23 protein-coding genes and 1 tRNA gene are annotated in these 24,085 nt (G+C 58.4%); 11 read left to right on the forward strand and 13 right to left on the reverse strand.

Annotated features, from left to right (window positions below; genetic code table 11):
• Nucleotides 1-6 precede the first annotated feature (6 nt).
• The 5 genes from ACB035_RS12125 to yqhD form a co-directional block, all read right to left on the reverse strand.
• Nucleotides 7-675, reverse strand: coding sequence for a transcriptional regulator (locus ACB035_RS12125; protein ID WP_005357564.1), 669 nt, complete (start codon nt 673-675; stop codon nt 7-9).
• A gap of 147 nt (nt 676-822) precedes the next feature.
• Nucleotides 823-1,602 (reverse strand): ABC transporter substrate-binding protein, encoded by a 780-nt coding sequence (locus tag ACB035_RS12130; protein WP_127007107.1) that lies wholly within the window; start codon nt 1,600-1,602, stop codon nt 823-825.
• Between the two features lie 98 nt (nt 1,603-1,700).
• Nucleotides 1,701-3,185, reverse strand: a complete 1,485-nt coding sequence (gene pntB / locus ACB035_RS12135) for a Re/Si-specific NAD(P)(+) transhydrogenase subunit beta (protein WP_371167367.1) — start codon at nt 3,183-3,185, stop codon at nt 1,701-1,703.
• A gap of 11 nt (nt 3,186-3,196) precedes the next feature.
• Nucleotides 3,197-4,723, reverse strand: coding sequence for a Re/Si-specific NAD(P)(+) transhydrogenase subunit alpha (pntA, locus tag ACB035_RS12140; RefSeq protein ID WP_040070064.1), 1,527 nt, complete (start codon nt 4,721-4,723; stop codon nt 3,197-3,199).
• 507 nt (nt 4,724-5,230) lie between these two features.
• Nucleotides 5,231-6,394, reverse strand: coding sequence for an alcohol dehydrogenase (yqhD, locus tag ACB035_RS12145; RefSeq protein ID WP_371167368.1), 1,164 nt, complete (start codon nt 6,392-6,394; stop codon nt 5,231-5,233).
• A 157-nt stretch (nt 6,395-6,551) separates the two neighbouring features.
• Between yqhD and ACB035_RS12150 the strand changes: the two genes are divergently transcribed.
• Nucleotides 6,552-7,454, forward strand: coding sequence for an AraC family transcriptional regulator (locus tag ACB035_RS12150; RefSeq protein ID WP_005339751.1), 903 nt, complete (start codon nt 6,552-6,554; stop codon nt 7,452-7,454).
• A 17-nt stretch (nt 7,455-7,471) separates the two neighbouring features.
• The gene (locus ACB035_RS12155) at nt 7,472-7,984 is read left to right on the forward strand and encodes a lipocalin family protein (protein WP_371167369.1); all 513 of its coding nucleotides are present in this window, start codon (nt 7,472-7,474) and stop codon (nt 7,982-7,984) included.
• A 65-nt stretch (nt 7,985-8,049) separates the two neighbouring features.
• On the opposite strand, the gene ACB035_RS12160 is transcribed toward ACB035_RS12155, so the two are convergent.
• Nucleotides 8,050-9,942 carry a methyl-accepting chemotaxis protein gene (locus ACB035_RS12160; RefSeq protein WP_064338951.1) on the reverse strand — a complete coding sequence of 631 codons (1,893 nt, stop codon included), beginning with the start codon at nt 9,940-9,942 and terminating at the stop codon, nt 8,050-8,052.
• 207 nt (nt 9,943-10,149) lie between these two features.
• Nucleotides 10,150-10,647: a lactoylglutathione lyase family protein gene (locus ACB035_RS12165; protein ID WP_042054839.1), complete on the reverse strand. Its 498-nt coding sequence runs from the start codon at nt 10,645-10,647 to the stop codon at nt 10,150-10,152.
• Nucleotides 10,648-10,747: 100 nt separating this feature from the next.
• On the opposite strand from ACB035_RS12165, the gene ACB035_RS12170 reads away from it, so the two are divergent.
• Nucleotides 10,748-11,620: a LysR family transcriptional regulator gene (locus tag ACB035_RS12170; RefSeq protein WP_371167370.1), complete on the forward strand. Its 873-nt coding sequence runs from the start codon at nt 10,748-10,750 to the stop codon at nt 11,618-11,620.
• Between the two features lie 144 nt (nt 11,621-11,764).
• On the opposite strand, the gene ACB035_RS12175 is transcribed toward ACB035_RS12170, so the two are convergent.
• Nucleotides 11,765-11,841 (reverse strand) — tRNA-Trp (locus ACB035_RS12175).
• Nucleotides 11,842-12,042: 201 nt separating this feature from the next.
• Between ACB035_RS12175 and ACB035_RS12180 the strand changes: the two genes are divergently transcribed.
• The 5 genes from ACB035_RS12180 (at nt 12,043) to ACB035_RS12200 (ending at nt 14,952) form a co-directional block, all read left to right on the forward strand.
• Nucleotides 12,043-12,585, forward strand: coding sequence for a hypothetical protein (locus ACB035_RS12180; RefSeq protein ID WP_371167371.1), 543 nt, complete (start codon nt 12,043-12,045; stop codon nt 12,583-12,585).
• A gap of 99 nt (nt 12,586-12,684) precedes the next feature.
• A complete protein-coding gene (locus tag ACB035_RS12185; protein WP_371167372.1) occupies nt 12,685-12,879 on the forward strand; it encodes a hypothetical protein in 195 nt (64 codons plus the stop codon).
• Nucleotides 12,860-13,780 (forward strand): aspartate carbamoyltransferase, encoded by a 921-nt coding sequence (pyrB, locus tag ACB035_RS12190; protein ID WP_005339735.1) that lies wholly within the window; start codon nt 12,860-12,862, stop codon nt 13,778-13,780. Before ACB035_RS12185 ends, pyrB begins: the two co-directional genes overlap by 20 nt.
• 15 nt (nt 13,781-13,795) lie before the next feature.
• Complete coding sequence (pyrI, locus tag ACB035_RS12195; RefSeq protein ID WP_005339730.1) at nt 13,796-14,260, forward strand: aspartate carbamoyltransferase regulatory subunit; 465 nt, start codon at nt 13,796-13,798, stop codon at nt 14,258-14,260.
• A 200-nt stretch (nt 14,261-14,460) separates the two neighbouring features.
• Complete coding sequence (locus tag ACB035_RS12200) at nt 14,461-14,952, forward strand: arginine repressor (RefSeq protein WP_371167373.1); 492 nt, start codon at nt 14,461-14,463, stop codon at nt 14,950-14,952.
• A 132-nt stretch (nt 14,953-15,084) separates the two neighbouring features.
• Here ACB035_RS12200 and ACB035_RS12205 read toward each other — a convergent pair whose 3' ends face one another.
• The 4 genes from ACB035_RS12205 to arcA all read right to left on the reverse strand — a co-directional run bounded on the left by ACB035_RS12205 (nt 15,085) and on the right by arcA (nt 19,908).
• Nucleotides 15,085-16,491: a YfcC family protein gene (locus ACB035_RS12205; RefSeq protein ID WP_005339725.1), complete on the reverse strand. Its 1,407-nt coding sequence runs from the start codon at nt 16,489-16,491 to the stop codon at nt 15,085-15,087.
• 123 nt (nt 16,492-16,614) lie between these two features.
• Nucleotides 16,615-17,619 (reverse strand): ornithine carbamoyltransferase, encoded by a 1,005-nt coding sequence (gene argF / locus ACB035_RS12210; RefSeq protein ID WP_005339721.1) that lies wholly within the window; start codon nt 17,617-17,619, stop codon nt 16,615-16,617.
• A gap of 79 nt (nt 17,620-17,698) precedes the next feature.
• Nucleotides 17,699-18,625: a carbamate kinase gene (arcC, locus tag ACB035_RS12215; protein ID WP_005339719.1), complete on the reverse strand. Its 927-nt coding sequence runs from the start codon at nt 18,623-18,625 to the stop codon at nt 17,699-17,701.
• A gap of 62 nt (nt 18,626-18,687) precedes the next feature.
• Nucleotides 18,688-19,908 (reverse strand): arginine deiminase, encoded by a 1,221-nt coding sequence (arcA, locus tag ACB035_RS12220; protein ID WP_005339718.1) that lies wholly within the window; start codon nt 19,906-19,908, stop codon nt 18,688-18,690.
• A gap of 747 nt (nt 19,909-20,655) precedes the next feature.
• Here arcA and ACB035_RS12225 point away from each other — a divergent pair.
• The 3 genes from ACB035_RS12225 to ACB035_RS12235 all read left to right on the forward strand — a co-directional run bounded on the left by ACB035_RS12225 (nt 20,656) and on the right by ACB035_RS12235 (nt 21,947).
• A complete protein-coding gene (locus tag ACB035_RS12225; RefSeq protein ID WP_167573527.1) occupies nt 20,656-20,832 on the forward strand; it encodes a hypothetical protein in 177 nt (58 codons plus the stop codon).
• Nucleotides 20,833-20,929: 97 nt separating this feature from the next.
• Complete coding sequence (locus ACB035_RS12230; protein WP_005339716.1) at nt 20,930-21,577, forward strand: AAA family ATPase; 648 nt, start codon at nt 20,930-20,932, stop codon at nt 21,575-21,577.
• A gap of 1 nt (nt 21,578) precedes the next feature.
• On the forward strand, nt 21,579-21,947 hold the full coding sequence (locus ACB035_RS12235; RefSeq protein WP_335865243.1) for a CopG family transcriptional regulator: 369 nt from the start codon (nt 21,579-21,581) through the stop codon (nt 21,945-21,947).
• 737 nt (nt 21,948-22,684) lie between these two features.
• On the opposite strand, the gene hemN is transcribed toward ACB035_RS12235, so the two are convergent.
• Nucleotides 22,685-24,058, reverse strand: coding sequence for an oxygen-independent coproporphyrinogen III oxidase (gene hemN / locus ACB035_RS12240; RefSeq protein WP_371167374.1), 1,374 nt, complete (start codon nt 24,056-24,058; stop codon nt 22,685-22,687).
• Nucleotides 24,059-24,085 lie beyond the last annotated feature (27 nt).

Below are 24,085 nucleotides of genomic sequence, written 5' to 3' on the forward strand. Positions count from 1 at the left end.
AGGCAGTTATTGCTTGTTCAGATCCGCTTTGTGATTACGGATATGCAGATAAACAGTATGACGGGAGATGCCGAGCATCCGGGCAACCAGCTGGGCCGCCTCCTTGATCTCGAAGATCCCCATGTCGAAGAGCCGGGTCACTATCTCCTTGTTGCGCACCGTGCAGGAGAGCGAATCGTCCCGATCCACCTTCTCAATCACCTGGGTCACCAGATCGTCCACCGAGCTGGCAAAGGTCTCGTTATTGAGCGGCGCCGGTGCCGCTGGCAGCGCAAAAGTATCGAGCAGGCTGCCAAGGGAAGTATCCAGACTGAAGTTCACGCAGAGCATGCCGATGGGCTTGCCCTGCCGGTTGCTGATGGTGATGGAGGAGGACTTCATCAGCGTCCCGTCGCGGGTACGGCTGAAGTAGCTGCTCCACTGGCTGCCCGCCTCCCCCTGCAAGCGGTTGAGGGCAAAGTCGGTGACCGGCGCCCCCTCCCGACGACCGGTGACATGGCCATTGGCAATCTTGATGACCGATGCATCCAGCGTATCGAACGCATGCAACACCACCTCGCACCCTGCGCCAAACAGCGCGGCCAGCGCCTCGACCGCGGGCTCAAAACTGGCGATCAGATGACGTTCTTCATCCGTTAACGAATTGATCTGGTCAGTGGTGGCTGCTGTGGACATATATGAGTAACTTTGAGTAAACCGCAGTTGATTCTACTATCAACAAGCTCAACTAATGTTGAGCGGCATCCCCTTTTTGCTCGCCATTATGCCCACCTTTTAACAAAGTGCGACAAATTGTGAAGCGGCGCACAGCAGGGCGGCAACTCAGAGGTGATAGCGGGCCAGCAGTTGCTTGTAGGCGGGAGTCTGTTTGAACGCCTTGAGGGCAGAGGAGAAGCGGATAGCCAGCTGGTCGTGGCCGGGCTTGTGGGTAAACGCGAGGAAGTTGCGGTTGTCGTCGGTCAGCAGGCGCGAGCCGTGGTTCACCTGATCCTGCAGCCCCTGGGTATGCAGCAAGTAGCGACCGACCCGCTCGTTGAGCACCACCCCATCCAGCCGACCGGCCATCATCAAATGCAGCTGTTTGATGGCATTCCCCTCCCCCGTCATCGGCATCCGGATCACCCCGGGATCGGTCAGAAAATCGGGGCTGTAGGCATAATCTTCCTGAATACCTATCCGCAGACCCTTGAGGTCGGAGAGCTGTTTGAAATCCACCGGACGGGCCGATGGATAGAAGAGCACTTCGCCACTGTAAGAGAGCGGCTCTTCGGGGTAGTGGAGCCAGTGCTGGCGGGAAGGTTCAAAGAAGACGTCGACTACCGCATCCCCCTGTCTGAGACGGGCCTGCTGCAGAACCCGCTTCCAGGGCAGCACCCTGATTTCAGTGCGATAACCCATCTGGCGCAACACGGTACAGGCCAGATCGAGATCGGCGCCGGCCAGCTCGCCATTGTCACCACGCATCACATAAGGGGGCCACAGCTCGGTCAGCAGCGTCAGAGTCGGCGGCTCGTCCGCCGCCACTGCCGAACCAGTACCAAACAGGGAGGCCAGCAGCCAGCCGTACAACCCGATCCTTCGCCAACCCTGACACCACATCATGGAGATCCCTCATGGTCCGTATGGATTGAGGATATACAAGGGATGAGCAATAAAAAAGGAGGCCGAAGCCTCCTTGATATCCACTCTCTGAATGGCACTTACAGTGCTTTCAGGATTGCCTCGACGCTGGCCTTGGCATCGCCAAACAGCATCTGGGTATTTTCCTTGAAGAACAGCGGGTTCTGGACACCGGCGTAGCCAGTATTCATGGAACGCTTGAAGCCGATGACGTTCTGCGCTTTCCATACTTCCAGCACCGGCATACCGGCGATCGGGCTGCCCGGATCTTCCATCGCAGCCGGGTTGACGGTGTCGTTGGCACCAATCACCAGCACGGTGTCGGTATCGGCGAAGTCGTCGTTGATCTCGTCCATTTCCAGCACGATGTCATACGGGACTTTCGCTTCCGCCAGCAGCACGTTCATGTGGCCAGGCAGACGACCGGCAACCGGGTGGATACCGAAGCGCACCTTGACGCCACGATCACGCAGCTTCTGGGTGATTTCAGCCACCGGATACTGGGCCTGCGCCACCGCCATACCGTAGCCCGGGGTGATGATGACGGAGCTGGAGTTCTTCAGCAGGTCAGCCACTTCCTCGGCGTTGGTTTCGCGGTATTCGCCCATCTCCTGATCAGCCGTGGAGGCCACGCCATCGGAACCGAAGCCACCGGCGATCACGGAGATGAAGGAGCGGTTCATCGCCTTGCACATGATGTAAGAGAGGATCGCACCGGAGGAACCTACCAGAGCACCGGTGACGATCAGCAGGTCGTTGGAGAGCATGAAGCCCGCCGCCGCTGCCGCCCAACCGGAGTAGGAGTTCAGCATGGAGACCACCACCGGCATGTCGGCGCCACCGATGGAGGCAACCAGATGCCAGCCGAAGGCGAAGGCGATCAGGGTCATCACCAGCAGGGCGAAGGTAGAGCCGCCCGCGTTGACGAAGTAGACCATCAGCGCCAGCGAGGCGACCACGGCCAGCAGGTTCAGCTTGTGGCGGTGCGGCAGCATCAGCGGCTTGGAGGAGATGAGACCGCGCAGTTTGCCGAAGGCAACCACGGAACCGGTAAAGGTTACGGCACCGATGAAGACGCCCAGGAAGATCTCGACCAGGTGGATGTTCAGCATGGCGCCGGTCAGGTGCTCGACCTGGGCAACGCTGTTGGCCTGCTCGAACGCCGCACGGGCGGCTGCCAGGGTGGCATCCAGGTTGGAACCGACGGAGACGACCACCTCAGCAGGTGCAGAGGGGTGCAGATCGATGAAGCTGTTGAAGCCCACCAGCACTGCAGCCATACCCACGAAGCTGTGCAGCACGGCCACCAGCTCGGGCATCTCGGTCATTTCGACCTTGAGTGCCAGACGCACGCCGATGGCACCGCCGATCACCATGGCCAGGATGATCCAGTGAACGCCACTGGTCTCCGGGTTGAATACGGTGGCGAGCAGGGCGATAGCCATACCCGCGATACCGAACAGGTTGCCATGCTTGGCCGTTTCTTGCTTCGACAGTCCCGCGAGACTGAGGATGAAGAGTACGGCGGCAACGATATAGGATGCTGTTACCAGTCCTTGAGACACGTTAAACCCCCTTAATCCTTACGGAACATCTTCAGCATGCGCTGAGTGACGGTGAAGCCGCCGAAGATGTTGATACTGGCAATCAGCACGGCGATGAACGCCAGCGCGGTAACCAGAGTCGACCCTTGCCCGATCTGCAGCAGGGCACCGACCACGATAATGCCGGAGATGGCATTGGTGACCGACATCAGCGGCGTATGCAGGGCGTGCGATACGTTCCACACCACGTAGTAACCGACCACACAGGCCAGGATGAATACGGTGAAGTGGGAGAGGAAGGCTGCCGGGGCAACGGACGCAATCCAGCCGAAGGCGGCGATGCCGAGAGCACCGAACACGAACTTCTTGTTGGAGGGCTTGGCCTCTTCCTTCTTGGCGGCCGGTTTGGCGGCGGCCGGTTTCTGCGGAGCGGCAGAGACGGAGATGGCGGGCGGCGGGAAGGTCACTTCACCGGCCTGGATCACCGTCATGTTGCGCTGAACCACGTCTTCGAAGTCGATGGCAACGTTGCCGTCCTTCTCCTTGCACATCAGCTTCATCAGGTTGACCAGGTTGGTACCGTAGAGCTGGGAGGATTGGGCAGGCAGGCGACCCGGCAGATCGGTGTAACCGATCACCTTGACGCCGTTGGCAGTGACATGCAGTTCGCCCGGCACTGTGTATTCACAGTTACCGCCAGCCTGAGCGGCCATGTCCACAATGACGGAGCCCGGCTTCATGCTGTCGACCATCTCTTTGGTGATCAGCTTGGGAGCCGGCTTGCCCGGGATCAGGGCGGTGGTGATGATGATGTCCACCTCTTTGGCCTGCTGGGCGAACAGCTCCATCTCGGCCTTGATGAACTCATCGGACATGACTTTGGCGTAACCATCGCTGGATGCGCCGTCTTCGCCACCGAAGTCCAGCTTGAGGAATTCCCCACCCATGGATTCGATCTGCTCGGCCACTTCCAGACGGGTATCGAACGCACGCACGATGGCACCGAGGGAACCGGCCGTACCGATGGCAGCCAGACCGGCAACACCGGCACCGATCACCAGTACCTTGGCAGGCGGCACTTTACCGGCTGCGGTGATTTGACCGGTGAAGAAGCGACCGAACTGGTGCGCAGCTTCAACCACGGCGCGATAGCCACCGATGTTGGCCATGGAGGAGAGGGCATCGAGGGACTGGGCACGGGAGATCCGCGGCACCATATCCATCGCCATCACATTGATGTTGCGCTCGGACAGCTTCTTGACCAGCTCAGGGTTCTGGGCAGGCCAGATGAAGCTCACCAGAGTGGCGCCATCTTTAATTTGTGCGATCTCGGCATCGGTCGGCGCATTGACCTTGAAGATAAGGTCGGCTTGCCAGACATTCGGCACCACGCTGGCACCGGCAGCCTCGAAGGCGGCATCATCGAAGCTGGCCGACAGGCCTGCGCCGGTCTCGATGGCGACCTCGAAGCCGAGCTTTTTCAGCTGCTCGACGGTAGCCGGGGTCGCTGCGACCCGGGTCTCACCGGCGAGACTCTCTCTCGGTATTCCAATCTGCATGACTATTCCCTGATGGTTAATAAACAATCGCTGCCCAGTGTCTCACTTCTGACGAAACAAGACATGACCAAAGTGCAGGTCCAGGGCTCTTTGTTATGAAAATCAGTAGGCTTTACCTCAACCTCCTGTCATGGTCAGGCCCCCGCTTTTCAGGCGCGAAGGTGATTAGTATCAAATTTTGGAGTTTTATTACAACCGCAGTCCCGACGGCACTCGTACAGAATTCAGCCCATCCCTGGCTACGATTAAAAAAAACAAACCAAATTAGAGGCTTATACCAGTAAAAACGGCTGAAAAAAGTGATCCAACCAGTCAAAAAAAATGTTTTACCGGCCCTCTATCTTAGCGTTTTTTGTTCTTACGAAATCCGCTTTCGTCTCACTTCTCGCAGCGAAACGCCGAAAAGTAACATTTTCCCAACAAAAGCGGGGCCGCTCAGCCGCCAGATAGCGGGAGAGGGCCCCGGCAATTCAATCGTTTCGCCCGTTTGGCACCGATTGGCGGCCCTTACCAGGCCGCTTCATAAATATGCTGGCTCTGCACCAGATCGATATCGCCGTGCTCGCCCAGACGGGTCATGCCGTGCTCACCCAGCTTGCCGATCAGGGTGTCGATACCCAGATCTTTCAGACCGTAGTCGCGCAGTCGGGTCTTGACCCCCATCCGCTCAAAGAAGTCGCGGGTCGCGGCGATGGCATCGTCGATGCGCTCCGCTTCGCTGCCGCTGTTCAGACCCCACACCCGATCTGCGTATTGCAGCAGCTTGGCATGCTTCTGTTTGCGCTTGGCCTGCAGCAGGGCGGGCAGCACCACCGCCAGAGTCTGGGCGTGGTCGAGGCCGTGCAGGGCAGTCAGCTCGTGACCCAGCATGTGGGTGGCCCAGTCCTGTGGTACACCGGCACCGATCAGGCCGTTCAACGCCATGGTGGCGCTCCACATGATGTTGGCGCGTACCTCGTAGTTCTGCGGCTCAACCAGCGCCTTGGGCCCCTCTTCGATCAGGGTCAGCAGCAAGCCTTCGGCGAAGCGATCCTGCACCTTGGCGTTGACCGGATAGGTGAGGTACTGCTCCACGATGTGAACAAACGCATCCACTACCCCGTTCGCCACCTGGCGCTCGGGCAGGGTGTAGGTGAGCACCGGATCCAGCACGGCGAAGCGCGGCATCACGAACGGCGAGAAGAAGTGCACCTTGTCGCCACTGCTGCGACGGGTGATGACGGCGCCCATGTTCATTTCGGAACCGGTCGCCGGCAGGGTCAGCACGGAACCGAGCGGGATGGCGGAGCGCACTTCGCTGCCGACGGTCTCGAGAATGTGCCAGGGATCCTTGGCCAGATCGTAGTGCGCGGCAGCGGCGATAAACTTGGTGCCATCGAGCACGGAGCCACCGCCAACGGCGAGCAGGAAGTCGACCCGCTCGGCACGGGCCAGCTCCACGGCGCCCATCAGGGTCTCGTAGGCCGGGTTCGGTTCGATGCCGCCAAATTCAAACAGGGTCATGCCAGCCAGCTCGTTACGGATCTGCTCCAGCAGGCCGCTGCGTACCACGCTGCCGCCGCCATAGGTGATCATGACGCGGGCATCGCTCGGAAGCTGCTCGCGCAGCTGGGCGATCTGCCCTTGGCCGAACAGGATTTTGGTCGGGGTATGGAGAGTAAAGTTGTTCATCGACATTGCCTTCTTCTGATAGTCAGGGCGGCCAGGCCGCGAAATCGTGATTGCATTTTTCTCCAGAACCACCCTACCATCAAGACAACATCCTGCTTTATTCTTGCCTATTTCTACAAAGCTGCGAAAACCGGAACTGTCGAATCAAAGAGCGCCCATGCAAAACCGTTACAGCGACCTCGCAACCAGATTGACCCGCCACGTCACCGCCCCCGGCATCACCCCATCACCGGTGAAACAGGTCAACCTCATCTATACCACCGAGCACCATGGCCGCACCCCGGTGCTCTACCAACCGCGGATGATCGTTATCCTGCAGGGACACAAGGTGGGTTATCTGGCGGATCAGGTGTTTCGCTACGACCCCAACCACTACCTGCTGATGACCCTGCCGCTCCCCTGCGAGTGCGAGTGCTTCGCCTCCCCCGAGCAGCCGCTTATCGGTTTTACCATCGAGATCGATCTGGTCACCCTGCAAGAGCTGCTGCTGGAGCTGGGCGATGCCCTGCCCGCCCCCGCGCCGCAAAAGAGCGGAGTCCACTCGGTCCCCCTGTCGGAAACCATGTTCTGCGCTGCCGAGCGACTGATCGAGCTGATGGACAACCCGCTGCACGCCAGGGTGCTGGGGCCGCAGACGGTGCGGGAGATGCTGTTCCACGCCCTCACAGAGGGGGGCGGCCCGGCGCTGCAGGCGCTCGCCAATCGCCACAACCATGTAGGCCAGATCGCCCGGGTGCTGCGTATGATAGAGTCCCGTTATGCCGACAACCTCACCATGGAGGAGCTGGCGCGGGAGGTGAACATGAGCGTCTCCGCCTTTCACCACCACTTCAAGGCGGTCACCGCTACCTCGCCGTTGCAGTACATCAAGTCGTTTCGCCTGCACAAGGCGCGGATGATGATGCTGCACGATGGCATCAAGGCGGGCACCGCGGCGGCCAGAGTCGGTTACGAGAGCAACTCCCAGTTCAGCCGGGAGTACAAGCGCTTCTTCGGCAGCACGCCGACGGATCAGGCCTCCCGCTTCCGGGATGGCCAGCTGCGCATCATCGAGGGATAACAAGAGAGGGATTACTTATGCGTTCACTGCTTTGCCTGTTCACCGCTTTACTGCTGACGGCCTGTACCGGGATTGCCGATGGCATCCGCCCCGTTACCGGCTTCCAGCTCGATCGTTATCTTGGCACCTGGTATGAGATTGCCCGCCTCGACCACAGCTTCGAACGGGGGCTGGAGCAGGTGAGCGCCACCTACAGCCTGCGGGATGATGGCGGCGTCAATGTGCTCAACCGCGGCAAGCAGAGCGATGGCAGCTGGCGCGAAGCCGAGGGCAAGGCCTACTTCGTCGGCAACCCGGACGAGGCGCGGCTCAAGGTGAGTTTCTTCGGCCCCTTCTACGGCGGCTACAACGTCATCGACCTCGACCCCGATTATCAGCTCTCGCTGGTGACCAGCTACAACCACGACTACCTCTGGCTCCTCTCCCGCTCACCCAACCCGCCCAAGGCGAAAGTGGATGCGCTGGTCGCCAAGGCGAAGTCGCTGGGCTTTGCCACCGACCAGCTGATTTGGGTCAAGCAGAACCCTTGAGCCAGTCGTGAAATAACAAAGGGCAGCCCGCGGGCTGCCCTTTCTGTTGCTGGCGTGGCGGGATGTTAAAGCCGGAAGCGGCCGATCTCCTGCTCCAGCCGCTCGGTCAGCGACTTGAGTTCGGCCGCCTGCGCTGCCTCGCTGCCCGCCTGCTCGGCCAGCTCTTGCGAGACGTGGCGGATATTCTCGGTATTGCGGCTGATCTCGCCGGTCACCGAGGTCTGCTCCTCGGCCGCTGCGGCGATCTGGGTCGCCATGTCGCTGATGGAGCCGATCGCCTCGTTGATCCGGGCAAGGCTCTGGTTGGCCGCTTCCGCATCCTCGACGCTGGTACCCGCCAGCTGACGGCTGGTCTCCATGCCACCCACGGCGCGACGGGTGGTCTGCTGCAGGGTCTCGATCATCTGCTGGATCTCGTCGGTGGAGTCGTGGGTACGGCGCGACAGCACCCGCACCTCGTCTGCCACCACCGCGAAGCCGCGGCCCTGCTCACCGGCCCGGGCCGCCTCGATGGCGGCGTTGAGCGCCAGCAGATTGGTCTGCTCGGCGATGCCGCTGATGGTCGCCAGAATGCCGCTGATCTTCTGGGCATGGCTGTCGAGCTCATTGATGATCTGGCTGGCATCGGCCACTTCGTCCGCCAGACCGGTAATGCTGCGCTGACTCTGGCCAACCTGGGATTGGCCGGCGACCGCCAGTGCGACCGCATCGGTGGCGGTAGTGGCGGCAAACTCGGCGTTGCCGGCGATCTCCTGGGTAGCGGAGGCCATCTCGGTCACCGCGGTCGCCACCATCACGATCTCATCCTGCTGCTGGCGTACCCGCTGACTGCGGGCCTGCGCCCCGGCCGCCTGGGCGCGAGACTGTGCCGCCAGCTCGACGGTCACATCCCGCAACCGGCTGACGATACCGTGCAGCCGCGCCACAAACTGGTTGAAGTTCTGGGCCAGCTGGCCCACCTCATCCTTGCTGTGGGTGTTGATGTGAACGGTGAGATCCCCCTCGCCGTGGGCAATATCGTGCAGGGCGTGCGCGACCCGACCGAGATCGGCGAACAGGTATTTGAAGGTGGCGGTGAGCAGAGCGCTGAACACCAGCATCAGCACCAGGGTCAGCCCCACCAGCTCCCACAACAGGCTGCTGAGCGGCGCCTCCAGCACATCGCGATACATCACCATGGCCAGCAGCCAGTCGGTGCCCGGCACCGGTTGTACTGCCAGCAGCACATCCCGCCCGTCGAGGGTGGCGGCGTGCAGCTCGCTGTTTTCGCGGCCCCACTGCTGGAAGGTGGCGGCAGAGAGTCCCGGCGCCAGCTCGGCGATGGGCTTGAGCGCCAAATCCTTCTGCGGATGGCCGACGATGAGGCCGCTGCTGTCGAGCAGCATGGCGTAGCCCTCACCCTGCACCTTCATCGCCAGCACTTCGTCGATAAGCTTGTCGAGCGCCAGGTTGGCCCCCACGGCACCGACCAGCTCGCCCTGATGGCGTACCGGCTCGGAGAGGGTGACCACCAGCTTCTGCATGGTGACGCTGACATAGGGGGCAGTGACGATGAGCTGACCCGCTTTCACCGCATCCTGATACCAGGGGCGCTCGCGCGGGTCATAGTTACCGGTGTTGAGGGAGGGGTCCTGCCGGGTCATCACCCCCTGCGCGGAGCCAAAATAGGTAAGCCCGAATCCACCGGAGGTGTAGGCCTGCTTCAGGTGGGGCACCAGCTCGGCTTGGGGGTTATCGCTGATCAGGTTGACCAGCGCGTGGACTGTGTTCTTGCGATCCGTCATCCATTCGCCGATGGCGACCGAGTAGGCGTGGCCATAGTTGACCGCCTCGCTCTGGATGGCGCTCATGGTGCGGGATTTTAGGGTGTGAAAGGCAACGATGCCGAGCAGTGATGCCATCAGCAGCACTACGCCAAGACTGGTGGCCAGCAGCTTGCCGCGCAGAGAGAGGGTCATGACGACGAATCCTTGTTGTTGTGTCAGGCAGGGAAAACCCTGATGTATCAAAGGCTATCGGCCGCAATATGAACAGACTTTAGTGAATCTGTATATTTTCCCATCTATCAACAACAGAACGCGCTATTCGTGTGAACCAGATCGCTATTCCATGCTACTGACTCTTGTAACAACAAAGCAGTAGGCCGCCCGAAGGCGGCCTGTCACTTACCCCTGATATGCACCGGCGGAGTAGGTCAGCTCATAGCTGTGGCTGTAGATCTCGACGATATTGCCGAAGGGATCTTCCATGTAGACCATGCGGTAGGGTTTCTCGCCCGGGTAGTACTCGCGCACCGGCATCCGCTGCTTGCCGCCCGCCGCGACGATGCGCGCCGCCAGCCCCTCGACATCCGGATCCTGCACGCTGAAGTGGAACACCCCGGTCTTCCAGAATTCGAAGTTGTTTTCGCGCTGCTCGCTGTTGGGGAACTCGAACAGCTCGATGCCGATCTTGTCGCCGGTGGAGAGGTGGGCGATGCGGAAGGAGCCCCAACCCGGGCCAAACACGTCGTTACACATCACGCCGATGGCAGAGTCATCCTCGGTGATGGTGGTCGCCGGCATGATGAGATACCAGCCCATCACCTTGGTATAGAACTCGACCGCTTTGTCGAGGTCAGTCACCGTGATGCCGATGTGGGAGAAGTTGCGCGGGTAAGTCATAAGTCACCTTGAAATTGTGTGTGGGAAACAGGTGACATGATAGGAAGGGGCGACATAATGAAAAATAAGGTCAAACTAATGGAAGGCATAAATTAAATTTATGGTTAATCCGCTCTGGCTCCATACCCTGGTGGTGGTGCATGAAACCGGCAGTTTTACCCGCGCCGCCGAGCGGCTGGATCTCACTCAGGCCGCCGTCAGTCAGCATATCTCGCGCCTCGAGGCCGAATTTGGCCCCCTGCTGCTGCGCAAGCCCCGTCAGCTGGAGCTCACCCCGCGTGGGCTGGTGCTGCTCGACTTCGCCCGCCAGCAGGCACAGGCCGCCGAACAGCTGCGGGCGCGCCTCTCGGACGATGACCCTCACCGCGGCGCCATCACCCTGTCCACCCCGGGCAGCATTGGTCTGCTGCTCTATCCCCTGCTGCTCGACCAGCAACAGGAGCACCCCGGACTCACCATCCAGCACCGCTTTGCCCCCACCCCCGACATAGTGCAGGCGGTACTGGCGGGGCGCAGCGATCTGGGACTGGTGGATCAACCGCCGGAGCATCCCAGCATCGCCACCGAGCCCTTCGCCCGCGAACCCCTCTGTCTGGTGGTACCCAACGACGGCGAGGAGCAGAGCTGGCAGCACCTCTGTCAGCTCGGCTTTATCGATCACCCGGATGGCCGCAGCATGGCACAACGCCTGTTGGGACGACGCTACCCCGGCCAGCGCGTTGACGAGCTCCCCCTGCGCGGCTTTACCAACCAGATCGGCCTGATCCTGGAGCCGGTCGCCCGCGGCCTCGGCTTTACCGTGCTGCCCCGCTTCGCCGTCACCGCCTTTGCCCAGCAGGAGAAGATCCGGGTGATCCAGAGCAGCATTGAAGTGATCGACACCCTCTGGCTGATCTACCGCGCCGAGTGGCCGCTCCCCGCCCGCCACCAGCGGCTGGTCACCGTCCTGAAACAGCGGGTTGCTGCACATTGAACGCTCTTGCGGCAGACATCGAGATCAATGTGGCCACAGTCACCGAGGGCTAGCGGCAAGAAGGAGAAGAGAAAGGAGAGAGGGATAAATTGGCGAACGCCGGAAATGCGAAAGGCCAGCTCAATGAGCTGGCCTTTCTGAAAATGGCAGGGGCGGCAGGACTCGAACCCGCAACCATCGGTTTTGGAGACCGCTGTTCTACCAATTGGAACTACGCCCCTGCAACAAACGAGGCGTAGTATACAAAGTGGAGATCAAAGGTAAAGGCTTTTTTTACGCTTTCGATGCGATTGCACAAATCCCGAACAAGTCGCGGTTGTTTGTGCAGCAAAGCGGGATAACTTGCTGTATTTGCAGCCCTGCCGGGGTAGGAATGGGACATAAATGGGGGTAGGGTGAAATCAGGTACCGGGAGGCCACTTATGCTCAATTACCGATTGCTCCAACAACTGGCGCCCCTCAATTTCAGGGATGAACGCAAGACAGAGTCCCTGCCCGCCTATCTTGAACGGGTCGCACCGCTGGTGCCCTTTATTCCTGAAAATGTGCTCTCCCAGTGGATTTACCGCCATTGGCGCGGTTTTGAGTCCAACTGGAGCTTTATCGATCTCGCCAACCATCAGTTCACCTGTGAAAGCTGGCCCACCGCCCAACTGGTGGATCAGGTGGACTCCCGCCATATGGAGGTGATCGAGCGCTGGGGCGAGATGCTGCGCAGCAACCGCTATGTCCGCCGCTCCTGGCTCGGCGAGAAGATGCTGAGCGAAGGCACCTGGCCCGAACCTGTCATCGTGCTGGTGCCGGAGGAGGGAGCCCGCTACCCGAATGGGCAACCGTTACCGCAACCCTACTGCCTGCTGGAAGGACACCACAGACTCGGTTATTTGCGCGCCATGGCCCGCGATGGGGAATCGCTGCAAGAGACGCACAGAGTGTGGATTTGTCGTCATGTTTCCGACACTTAAACGTTTTTCATGCTGAAATTGGCATCGGAAATAAAATTTTGACAATTAAAAAAGCGGCCCTATAATCTGTCCGGTTTTGAAAAAGGTCGGGACGAAACGATGCAGTTTTTGATTCAGAAAACAGCCTTGCAGACGGGTGGTACGCACCAGAGCGGCCCCGTTGTTTCCGGTTCCCACCCCAACGATCCCCAGTTATTTTTAAAAAAAGCCCCTGTTTCAGGGGCTTTTTTTTGTGCCCGAAAAACCTCCAATGATGTCAAAGGGAATGCAGACGATGACCAATCCACTCTATAAGAAACATGTCATCTCCATTTCGGACCTGACCCGGTCAGAAATGGAACTGGTAGTCTCAACCGCACAACGGTTGAAGGCTGAACCTGACACCAGCCTGTTGAAAGACAAGCTGGTTGCCAGCTGCTTCTTCGAAGCCTCCACCCGCACCCGCCTCTCCTTCGAGACCGCGGTACAGCGCCTTGGCGGCAACATCATCGGCTTCGCCGACGGTGGCAACACCAGCGCCAAGAAGGGCGAGACGCTGGCTGACTCCATCAAGATCATCGGCTCCTACTCGGATGCGGTAGTGATGCGCCACCCGAAAGAGGGCGCGGCCCGTCTGGCCTCCGAATTCTCCCGCGTGCCGGTCATCAACGGCGGCGACGGCTCCAACCAGCATCCGAGCCAGACCCTGCTCGACCTGTTCACCATCCATGAGACCCAGGGCCGTCTGGACAACCTCAACGTTGCCTTCGTCGGTGACCTGAAATATGGCCGCACCGTGCACTCGCTGGCCCAGGCCCTCAGCCTGTTCAACTGCCGCTTCTTCTTCATCTCCCCGGAAGCGCTGGCGATGCCGGACTACATCTGCGAAGAGCTGGAAGAGAAGGGTATCCAGTTCAGCGTCCACCAGACCATGGAAGAGGTGATGCCGGAGCTGGACATCCTCTACATGACCCGCGTCCAGAAAGAGCGCTTCGACGAGACCGAATACAAGCACATGGCCGCCAAGTTCATTCTGGAGCTGGCGACTCTGGAAGGGGCCAAGCCCACCATGAAGATCCTGCATCCCCTGCCCCGCGTCGACGAGATCGATGTGGCGGTCGACAAGACTCCCCACGCTTGCTACTTCCAGCAGGCGGAGAACGGGGTCTATGCACGCCAGGCGCTGCTGGCACTGGTACTGAACGAAACTGTCTGAGCTTAGGGGAATATCATGTCTGACAAGAACCAACTGCAAGTCGAAGCCATCCGTCACGGCTCCGTCATCGATCACATCCCCGCTGGCCAGGGCATCAAGATCCTCAAGCTGTTCCAGCTGGTCGAAACCCAGGAGCGGATCACCGTCGGCTTCAACCTGAAATCCGGCGCGCTGGGCAAGAAGGATCTCATCAAGATTGAGAACACCCGTCTGACCGAGCAACAGGCCAACCAGCTGGCGCTGTTCGCCCCGAAAGCGACCGTCAACATCATCGAAGACTTCAATGTGGTGAAGAAGCACCAGCTGGAGCTGCCGGAGTTCATCGCCGGGGTGTTCCACTGCCCCAACTCCAACTGCATCTCCCACAACGAGCCGGTTGACAGCTACTTCCGGGTGCGCGAAGTGAAAGGCGTGGTACGGATGAAGTGCAAATACTGCGAGAAGTCCTTCACACAGGACATCGTCAGCGAGCGTTACTGATATCTGATTGGGCCCCGCGGGGCCCATTTTTGAACCCTGTCACATCACCAAATTTCCAGTCAGCTATAATTTGCCATCGCAAGATGGTAATGCCCGCTCATTCCCTGCATATAGGTTGATTATCAGTGTTTTTACCTGATAACTGACTGCTATGGCAGATATCGCGCGTTTACCTCCGGTCATCATCAAAGGAATTCGCCGTGGTCAAAACCCTCAGTCGTCCCGTTGCCCAAGAGCCCGATCTGGCCCAGCTGGATGCCTGTCGCCAGATCATCGGTCAGCACTGCTACAGCACCCAGGAAGAGATCCGCCGCGAGCTGTCGGAGCGCGGCTTTGCCGACATCAGCCAGTCCACCATCTCCCGTCTGCTGCGCCGCCTCGGCGTGGCCAAGGCGCAGAATGCCAACGGCAAGAAGGTCTACACCCTGGTCGATGAGCAGCTGGAACCCGCCGGCAGTACCCGCTCGATCCACGACATGGTGCGTGAAGTGGTACACAACCAGCAGATGGTGCTGATCCACACCACTCCGGGGGCCGCCACCGTGGTGGCTCGCCTGCTGGATCGCAACGCCAATCCCGAGATCATGGGCGCCGTCGCGGGCAATGACGTGGTGCTGGTCGCGCCGCGCCATATCAGCCGTACCCGTCAGGCCCATGCCGCCGTGGTGCGCACCCTGGCGCAGGCCCTCTAAGCTCTTTCCCCCAAATACACTGAGGCGACCTGCGGGTCGCCTTTTTGTTACCTGCTACTTTGTGCCCATCACTTCTTGCGCCCATAAAAAACGGGAGCCCGCAGGCTCCCGTTTCATCTTGCTTGTTATCCCTCAGGAGAGCACGGCCCCCAGGCTCAGGCAGACCACGATCAGCACGGTCAGGATACCGAGCAGCGGAGCCACCCACTTCAGCCAGCGTACATAAGGCACCTTGGCGATGGCCAGACCGCCCATGACCACGGCGGAGGTCGGGGTCACCAGGTTCACCAGACCGGAGGCTGACTGGTAAGCAGTCACCACCAGATCGCGGCCCACGTTGGCGAAGTCGGCCAGCGGCGCCATGATCGGCATGGTCAGTACGGCCAGACCGGAGGAGGACGGCACCAGGAAAGAGAGCACCACTTCCAGCACGAACATCACGTTGATAAAGACGATGGTGGAGAGGCCGGTCACGATCCCTTCTGCACTGTGCAAAATGGTGTGAGTGATCATGCCGTTATCCATTACCACCACGATACCGCGGGCGATACCGATGATCAGCGCCACACCCAGCAGGTCGCGAGCACCGTCGATAAAGTTGGAGGTCAGCTCCTCTTCGCTCATGCGGGAGATAAGACCAACGATGATGGCGGCAGCCAGGAACACGCCGGAGATCTGCGCCATCCACCAGCCCAGCACGGCCACACCGTAGATCATCACGGCAAAGGCGGCGACGAAGATACCCAGCACGATTTTACGGGTCAGGGTGAACTCCAGCATCTGGTCGCTCTTGTTGCCAAGGAAGTGGGCACGGTTCTCTTCCCACTTGTCAGCCACCAGAGATTTGCTTGGATCGCTGCGCACCATCTTGGCGTAACGCATGACGTAGGCAACGCAGAGCAGCCAACCGGCGACCAGCATGGCAACACGCAGCCAGATACCGTCGGTGAAGGAGATACCGGCAGCGTTGGCGGCAATAACAGTCGCAAACGGGTTGATGGTAGAACCCAGAGTACCGATACCGGCACCCAGCAATACGGTTGCTGCAGCCACCACAGGGTCGAAGCGGGCGGCCATCATCACCGGCACCAGCAGGGTGTAGAACGGCAGTGACTCTTCGGCCATCCCGTAGATGGTGCCGCCTGCGGCGAACAGCGCCATCAGGATCGGGATCATCCACTCTTCCCGGCCGCGCAGGCGGTCGGTCACACGTTCAATACCAGCATCGATGGCACCTGTCTTGGTCACAATGCCAAGAAAACCACCGATGATCAGGATAAAGAGGGAGACGTCGATGGCGCCTGCCTCATAGGTGTCGTGGTTGTAGAGGCCATCGATAGGTGCCAGCAGCACGTCGACGATCCCCTGGGGATTCCCCTCCACCAGTTTGTAGGTACCCGCCACCGGCACTTCTTTGCCGAGGGCTTCGTTCATGGTCATCTCATATTTGCCGGCCGGCACTATCCAGCTCAGGGCGGCCACCAGGGCGATCAGCACAAACAGTATCGTGTAGGCTGACGGGAACTTGAATTTGGTCATGGTCCAGCTTCCTTCTGTGGGTGTGGTATCCATGCAGGCTGCGGGTTGTAGGGTTGGAGGTATTATGCCGCTGTCACATGGTCGAAAAGCCGGGGGTCGCCCCCCGGCACCACTACTGCGACCTTAGTCGCCCAGCGTAGCAACCATCACTGCCTTGATGGTGTGCATCCGGTTTTCGGCCTCGTCGAACACGATGCTGTGCTCGGATTCGAACACGTCCTCGGTCACTTCCAGGCCTTTCATGCCATATTTGTCAGCCACTTCCTTGCCCATGGTGGTCTCGTCGTTGTGGAACGCCGGCAGGCAGTGCATGAACTTCACATCCGGGTTCTTGGTGGCGTTGATGACATCCATGTTGACCTGATACGGGGTCATCAGTTTGACGCGCTGATCCCAGGCTTCTTTTGCTTCACCCATGGATACCCAGACGTCGGTGTAGAGGAAATCAGCACCCAGCACACCCTCTTTCACATCTTCGGTCAGGGTGATGCGTGCGCCGGTCTCTTCGGCGATCAGGCGGCACTTGGCAACCAGCTCCTCTTCCGGCCAGAAGGCTTTCGGCGCGACCAGACGGATGTCCATACCCATTTTGGCGGCACCGACCATCAGGGAGTTACCCATGTTGTTGCGGGCATCACCCAGGTAGGCGAACTTGATTTGATCCAGACGTTTGCCCTTGCCGTGCTCCAGCATGGTCATGAAGTCGGCCAGGATCTGGGTCGGGTGGAATTCGTTGGTCAGGCCGTTCCAGACCGGGACACCCGCGTAGGCGCCCAGCTCTTCCACGATCTCCTGACCGTAGCCGCGGTATTCGATACCGTCATACATGCGACCCAGTACACGGGCGGTGTCCTTCATGGACTCCTTGTGACCGATTTGGGAACCGCTTGGGCCAAGGTAGGAGACTTGTGCGCCCTGGTCGAAGGCCGCTACTTCAAACGCACAGCGGGTGCGGGTAGAGGTCTTCTCGAAAATCAGGGCGATGTTCTTACCGACCAGATGCTTGCGCTCGTAGCCACCGTATTTGGCTTTCTTCAGGTCGATGGCCAGATCGATCATGTATTGGATTTCGCGCGGGGTGAAGTCCAGCAGTTTCAGGAAGTTACGGTTACGCAGATTAAAAGCCATGATGAGTTCTCTCTATATATGTTTCAGACCAGTTCGGGCAGTAGTGTTGACTACGCATTCTCAGTACAGATATCGGTAATTACGCATGTACGGTGCGGGTGGCGACGATATTGGTGCCGGCTTCACCCTTGAGGATGGCGAGGCCATCTTCCAGCGAGCCGATGCCGACCATGCCGCCGGTCGCTTTGACAAATTCACAGGAGGCTTCGACTTTTGGTCCCATGGAACCTGCATCGAACTTGACCCCGGCCAGCTCGTCCGGGCTGGTGACTCGCAGCGGACGCTGGGTCGGTTTGCCCCAATCCAGATAGACGGCATCGGCGTCGGTCAGGATCAGCAGGGCGTCGGCCTTGATCTGCTTGGCCAGATAGGCGGCAGACATGTCTTTGTCGATGACGGCTTCGATACCGGTCAGGCTCTGGCCATCCCAGGTCACAGGGATGCCGCCACCACCGGTACAGATGATGAGGTGGCCCTGGGCAATCAGGGTTTCGATGGCGTCGCCTTCAACGATGCGCTGAGGCAGCGGGGACGGCACTACGCGGCGGAAGAACTTGCCGTCAGCCTTGACCACCCAGTGCTTCTCTTCTGCCAAGGTGCGGGCTTCAGCTTCTTCGTAGACGGGGCCGATAAATTTGGTCGGGTTGGCGAATGCCGGATCCTTGGGATCAACCTGCACCTGAGTCAGCAGCGCGGTGACGTTGCGGCTCGGCATCAGGTTTTTCAGCTCCTGGATCAGCATGTAGCCGATCATGCCCTGAGACTCGGCACCCAGCACATCCAGCGGATAGGGGGATACCTTGGTGTAGGCGCTGTTCTGCAGGGCCAGCAGGCCGACTTGCGGGCCGTTGCCATGCACCAGCACCACGTTGTACTCCTGAGCGATCAAGGCGATGGTCTTGGCGGCAGTTGCAATATTCTTGCGCTGGATATCCGCTTCCAGTGGCTCACCACGACGGAGCAGTGCATTGCCACCCAGAGCGACGACGACAGTTGGTTTTTTCATAGTGGTTAATCTCGAGTTTGGTTCTGTGTGGCGCCAGCTTCTGCCGGCGCCACGCCGTCTCATCAGATGCTGTCGCGTTCCATCGGGCAGCTCATGCAGCGGGCGCCGCCGCGGCCACGGCCCAGTTCATCACCCGGGATGGAGAGAACTGTGATACCGGCTTTGTCATACTTCTCGTTGGTGTAGGTATTGCGCTCGTAACCCACCACCACGCCAGGACGTACGGTCAGCACGTTGTTGGCGTCGTTCCACTGCTCGCGTTCGGCTTCGAAGCTGTCACCGCCAGTGGTGATGATCTTCAGCTGATCCACGCCCAGTGCTTTCTCGATAGCGGTGACGAAGTAACCCTCTTCCTTGATGTTCATGCCGGTGGCGCCGCCCGGAGTCAGGCTCCAGCACTGCACATCCTTGCGGATCACTTCCGGATAGACCGAGAAGGTGTCGATGTCCATGTGGGTCATGACGGTATCCAGGTGCATGCAGCTGCGGTGTTTCGGCAGCTCCATGGCGATGACCTGCTTGGCCTGACCGTGTTTGAACAGGCTGCGAGCCAGATGCTCGACACCTTGCGGGGTGGTGCGCTCGGACATGCCGATCAGCACGGCACCGCGGCCGATAACCAGTACGTCGCCACCCTCGATGGTAGAGTTGTCGTAGTCACGCTCCTCGTCACCGAAGTACTTGATGAAGTCCTGACCGGCAAACATCGGGTGCCAGCGGTAGATGGCCTTCACATGGTTGGTCTCGCGGCGACGAGCCGGCTTGGCCATCGGGTTGATGGAGACGCCGCCATAAACCCAGCAGGAGGTGTCACGGGTGAAGAGGTGGTTGGGCAGCGGTTCGATGATGAAATCGGTCGGAGCGTGCATGCCAACTACCATGTTGACGCCGCTGTAGGGCATCTCGGAGTAAGTCAGACCGCCGGAGAGAATGCGGGCCAGTTCGCGGTGCGGCATGTCAGCCAGGAAGCAGCGCACATCGTTGGCAAAAGAAGAGCCGAGGCGGTAGTCGGAGACCTGATGTTGCAGCAGCCAGGTTTTGGCTTCCGGCACATCCAGGGTTTCCGCCAGCAGATTGGTCAGCAGGAAAACTTCGACATTCTGATCGCGCAGTACCTGAGCGAATTTGTCGTGCTCCTGACCGGCGCGTTCAACTGACAGGACGTCATCGAACAGCAGATCCTGGCAATTGGAAGGAGTCAGACGCTTCAGACTGAGGTTGGGGCGGTGCAACATGACACGGCGCAATTGGCCAACTTCAGAACCTACATAAAATTTGCTCATGATTATATTCCGTCTAGCAGTGGTCCCTGCGAGTGATTGAATAGATTCCTTCTATTCATGCTCGTGGCTAAGGCGGGATATTCTTTATGTAGGGTAATCGGCTTATGTTCTATCCTGCCCTTGCCTTTCGAGACCGAGGTTAGCCCTGCAAATCACGACAAACTTAGACATTGATCACATTCACCCAGAACTGAATATATTCACCATCCAATCTATGACCCCGGTAGCAAATTGCGCATTTTCCACACAAAGTGCACCGAATAACCATGCAAAACCACCCTGCTATATTTCAGATTGATTCATTTTTTATTCATGCCAGTTCACTGGAGTGATTAAATGCAAATAACAAAAACCGTTAAAAATCATAATAATAAATGAAAATATAAATAGAGTTTGAATATTACTCCCTATGTATTGAATACATCGCCGTGACGAGGGGAACGCGGTAGAAATAAATACTCACATCGACCACATTCACTGCATAAATCTTTTCTTGTTCCAGATCATGGCATTGGTGCCAACCCCATCAGGCTCGGCCTCATCAGTCACCACCTCTTTGTGCAGTTCAACTTAATATGCACAAAGTCCGCATCAAGGTGGGCAACCATCCTCGTCGGTCACCACAACGCCTTTTGATACTTTTTTCATTAATTGAATTTATTCGTCTCACCTTGCGCTGGCTCCAACCTCGACTTAACTCAGAAAGTGATCCAGATCACACAGGAATGGCACTACCAAGGAGTTGTTATGAAAATGAAACCCATGCTGTTGCTCGCGACTTTGCTGCTCTCTGCGCTCCCCACCCTCAGTCAGGCTGAAGGAGCCCCTGCCATACCCATGGTGGTATGCCATGTCGACAAGGCCCCCCAGATGCTGGTGCCTGACTATGTCTGCCGCTGGCAGGGAGGCAGCGTTCATTACTAGTCGAAACAACGAGAGGAGCATCACTCCTCTCGCCTTGTGATGAGACAGGCCCCTCCTATACTGAAATCAGCGGTTTTCTCATGGATAGGGGAACGTCATGATCTTGTTGGTCGGTGGAGAGAAGGGGGGGAGTGGCAAGAGCTGCCTGGCACAAAATCTGGCGGTCTACCTCAGATCCCAATTTCAGGGGGAGGTGTTACTGGTCGACTGCGACCCGCAGCGCACCACCTCTGACTGGATTCAGGAGCGCAATGACAATCCGGAGCTGCCACAAATCAACTGCGTACAGCTCTATGGCAATATTCGCAACGACCTGCTCAGCCTGAAAAACCGCTACGACTACGTCATCGTCGATTGCGGCGGGCAAGACAACCGAGCTCTGCGCTCCACCATGGCTGTCGCCACCCACGCCTTGATCCCCTTGCGCCCGAAACGACGTGACCTCAAGACCCTGCCCCACATGGAAGATCTCATCACCACCTGCAAGATGGTCAACCCGACCCTCAATGCAGCCGTAGTGCTGACCCAGTGCCCCGCCCTGCCCAATCAGGTAAAACGCATTCTGGAAGCGAAAGAGGTTTGCTCCTCGTTCGGTGTCGACGTCCTGAACGCCATCACCTATGGCCGCAACGTCTATGACGACAGCGAAGAGAAGGGACTGTCGGTGATGGAGATCGAGCCGGATGGCAAATCCGCCGAAGAGATCCGGGCCATCGCCAAAGAGTTCCTGCAAGTGGGGGTGTGAGATGGGTCTGGCTGATCTGAAGAAAAAGCACCAGTTGCATCACCAGAAGAAGTTCACCGTCGACGAATTTATCGAAGATGCGGAGTTCTACGCCAAGGGCAAACCCAAGGTGGTCAGCCTCGAACTGGGCCTGCACCGTGACGAAGCCTTGTCGGCGCTGGCCTTTATCGAGAGCGGCGAGCACCTGAAGCCCAGCTACAAAAAGGCTACCTTCTCCATGAGCACGATGGCCATCGACGAGCTGGGTAATCTGACCCAGCAAGATGGCATGAACAAGTCCCTGTTGCTGCGCCTCTTTACCCACTACTTCTCTTCGCTGACTCCTGAGGAGCGCCAGACCATCTATGAGCGGCTCAACCAGCGCTCATAATTTCTCCATTCAACCGCTCTTTGTGTGCCTCGCCCACTCACCCCGAATGACCATCATCAGACGGCAAAATCTGTTTCTGAAGCAACCAAAACGCCGTGTAAGAGATCTGCCATTCCAGATGTAAGCCAACAGCCGAAAAGATCCCCGAGATAATCGGAAGATAAGATCTTAAAACATGAAGATGATTAAATTAACTAGCTGTTTATAAATGAAAAAATCGAAACCCATAACTTTCGAAATAGCTAATGACAAAAACGTTTTCCAATCTGGCGTTGTAGCCGGTTAGAAAATCCTTATAGTTACTCATGCACGGACGCAATGAAGTCGGTCAGGAAGACTGGCTGCCAGGGTTGGGCAAATGGACTCACCACAGGATGTGGTAAAGGACACCTCCCAGGACGGAGAAAGTGCGACGGGACAGGATGACTCGTCAGGCCAAGATGGCTAAAGGACACCCCAAAGGATTGGGAAGGGGAAACCTAAAGGAAGAGGTAAACAGTCAGGGATTGCAGGGAGCAACTTCGTTCAAGGATCTGAGCGATACGACTACCGGGGGCGACGCAAGTCGCCCCCATCTTTTTATCTGCATTTCACCGTCCCCTTGCTTGGCTCTCAATTGCTTGCCTCAGCGCAGAGACTTCTTACCAGAACCTTTCCGACCCGCTGCTTAAGCAAAAATACATATGAAAAGGGCGCCACGATGGCGCCCTTTTCTGTTTTCTAATCGGCAAACAAGCTTATATCACGCGAGAGAACTGTTGCTGGCGCGCCTTGTTGCGCAAGTACACGTCGAAACACATGCAGATATTGCGGATCAGCAGCTGCCCCGTGGAGGAGACCTCCAGACCATCCTCCGTCATACGCACCAATCCATCGTTGATGAAGGTCTGCAGCAGCTTGAGATCATCGGCAAAATACTCTCTGAAATTGAGACCGTGCGCCTGCTCGACAGACGCAAAGTTCAGACGGAAATCACAGATAAGCCGCTTGATCACCTCACGGCGGATCAGGTCATCCTGATTGAGCGAGCAGCCTTTCCACTGGGCATGACCCAGCTCTGCAACCTGTGCGTAATAGGTCTTGAGCTCTTTCTGGTTCTGGGAGTAGGCATCACCGATCATGCTGATGGAGGAAACCCCTAGCCCCAGCAGATCGCAATCACCTTGAGTGGTATAGCCCTGGAAGTTGCGGTGCAGCTTGCCCTCGCGCTGCGCCACTGCCAGCTCGTCATCGGGTTTAGCAAAATGGTCCATGCCGATGAACTGGTAACCCTGGCCAGTGAGGAAGGCAATGGTGTCCTGCAGCATGGCCAGCTTCTCCTGCGGCGCAGGCATATCCACCTCTTTCAACTTGCGCTGGGCAGCAAAGCGACTCGGCAGATGGGCGTAGTTGAAGATGGAGAGGCGCGCCGGATCCGTCTTGAGCACCTCTTCCAGCGTATGGTGGAAGCTGGCACGATCCTGATACGGCAGGCCATAGATAAGGTCGAGGTTGGTCGAGCGGAAACCCAGTTCACGGGCCCGTTCCAACATGGCTTTAATAAAGTCGTTGTCCTGCTCGCGGTTGACCGCAACCTGCACATCCTTGTTGAAGTCCTGCACCCCAAGGCTGATGCGATTGAAGCCGACGTCTCGCAGCACATCCAGCATGGTAATGGCAATCTCGCGGGGATCAACCTCGATGCTGAACTCCCCCTCTTCGGCGAAATGGAAGTGCTCACGCAGCATGGCCATCAGACGGCGCGTTTGCGCTTCATCCAGATAGGTGGGTGTACCGCCCCCCCAGTGCAGCTGGGTGACCATACGGTGCTTGAAGAGCGGGGCTTGCGCCTTGATCTCCTGCTCCAGGTAGTCGAGATACTCGTCAGCCTTGTGCTGATGACGGGTAATGACCTTGTTGCAGCCGCAGTAGTAGCAGAGCTTGTGACAGAAAGGGATATGCACGTAGAGCGACAGATTGCGCTCGGGATACTGGCCGGCTGCGCGGACAAAATCCGGATAGCCGAAGCTCTCGTTGAACTCCAGCGCAGTGGGATAAGAGGTGTAACGCGGGCCACTGTAGTTATATTTTTCGATCAAGGCCTGATCCCACACAATCTGTTCTGCTTGCACGCTCGCTTCCTCTCTTGTTGTTATTGT

This window comes from Aeromonas sp. S12(2024) (assembly GCF_041402305.1).
Lineage (GTDB): Bacteria > Pseudomonadota > Gammaproteobacteria > Enterobacterales > Aeromonadaceae > Aeromonas > Aeromonas veronii.

Bases quoted from the DNA above. Each gene is read 5' to 3' on its own strand.
- ACB035_RS12125 (WP_005357564.1), bottom strand. From the start codon at position 675: ATGTCCACAGCAGCCACCACTGACCAGATCAATTCGTTAACGGATGAA.
- ACB035_RS12130 (WP_127007107.1), bottom strand. From the start codon at position 1,602: ATGATGTGGTGTCAGGGTTGGCGAAGGATCGGGTTGTACGGCTGGCTG.
- pntA (WP_040070064.1), bottom strand. From the start codon at position 4,723: ATGCAGATTGGAATACCGAGAGAGAGTCTCGCCGGTGAGACCCGGGTC.
- yqhD (WP_371167368.1), bottom strand. From the start codon at position 6,394: ATGAACAACTTTACTCTCCATACCCCGACCAAAATCCTGTTCGGCCAA.
- ACB035_RS12150 (WP_005339751.1), top strand. From the start codon at position 6,552: ATGCAAAACCGTTACAGCGACCTCGCAACCAGATTGACCCGCCACGTC.
- ACB035_RS12155 (WP_371167369.1), top strand. From the start codon at position 7,472: ATGCGTTCACTGCTTTGCCTGTTCACCGCTTTACTGCTGACGGCCTGT.
- ACB035_RS12160 (WP_064338951.1), bottom strand. From the start codon at position 9,942: ATGACCCTCTCTCTGCGCGGCAAGCTGCTGGCCACCAGTCTTGGCGTA.
- ACB035_RS12165 (WP_042054839.1), bottom strand. From the start codon at position 10,647: ATGACTTACCCGCGCAACTTCTCCCACATCGGCATCACGGTGACTGAC.
- ACB035_RS12170 (WP_371167370.1), top strand. From the start codon at position 10,748: ATGGTTAATCCGCTCTGGCTCCATACCCTGGTGGTGGTGCATGAAACC.
- ACB035_RS12180 (WP_371167371.1), top strand. From the start codon at position 12,043: ATGCTCAATTACCGATTGCTCCAACAACTGGCGCCCCTCAATTTCAGG.
- ACB035_RS12185 (WP_371167372.1), top strand. From the start codon at position 12,685: ATGCAGTTTTTGATTCAGAAAACAGCCTTGCAGACGGGTGGTACGCAC.
- pyrB (WP_005339735.1), top strand. From the start codon at position 12,860: ATGACCAATCCACTCTATAAGAAACATGTCATCTCCATTTCGGACCTG.
- pyrI (WP_005339730.1), top strand. From the start codon at position 13,796: ATGTCTGACAAGAACCAACTGCAAGTCGAAGCCATCCGTCACGGCTCC.
- ACB035_RS12205 (WP_005339725.1), bottom strand. From the start codon at position 16,491: ATGACCAAATTCAAGTTCCCGTCAGCCTACACGATACTGTTTGTGCTG.
- argF (WP_005339721.1), bottom strand. From the start codon at position 17,619: ATGGCTTTTAATCTGCGTAACCGTAACTTCCTGAAACTGCTGGACTTC.
- arcC (WP_005339719.1), bottom strand. From the start codon at position 18,625: ATGAAAAAACCAACTGTCGTCGTCGCTCTGGGTGGCAATGCACTGCTC.
- arcA (WP_005339718.1), bottom strand. From the start codon at position 19,908: ATGAGCAAATTTTATGTAGGTTCTGAAGTTGGCCAATTGCGCCGTGTC.
- ACB035_RS12225 (WP_167573527.1), top strand. From the start codon at position 20,656: ATGAAAATGAAACCCATGCTGTTGCTCGCGACTTTGCTGCTCTCTGCG.
- ACB035_RS12230 (WP_005339716.1), top strand. From the start codon at position 20,930: ATGATCTTGTTGGTCGGTGGAGAGAAGGGGGGGAGTGGCAAGAGCTGC.
- ACB035_RS12235 (WP_335865243.1), top strand. From the start codon at position 21,579: ATGGGTCTGGCTGATCTGAAGAAAAAGCACCAGTTGCATCACCAGAAG.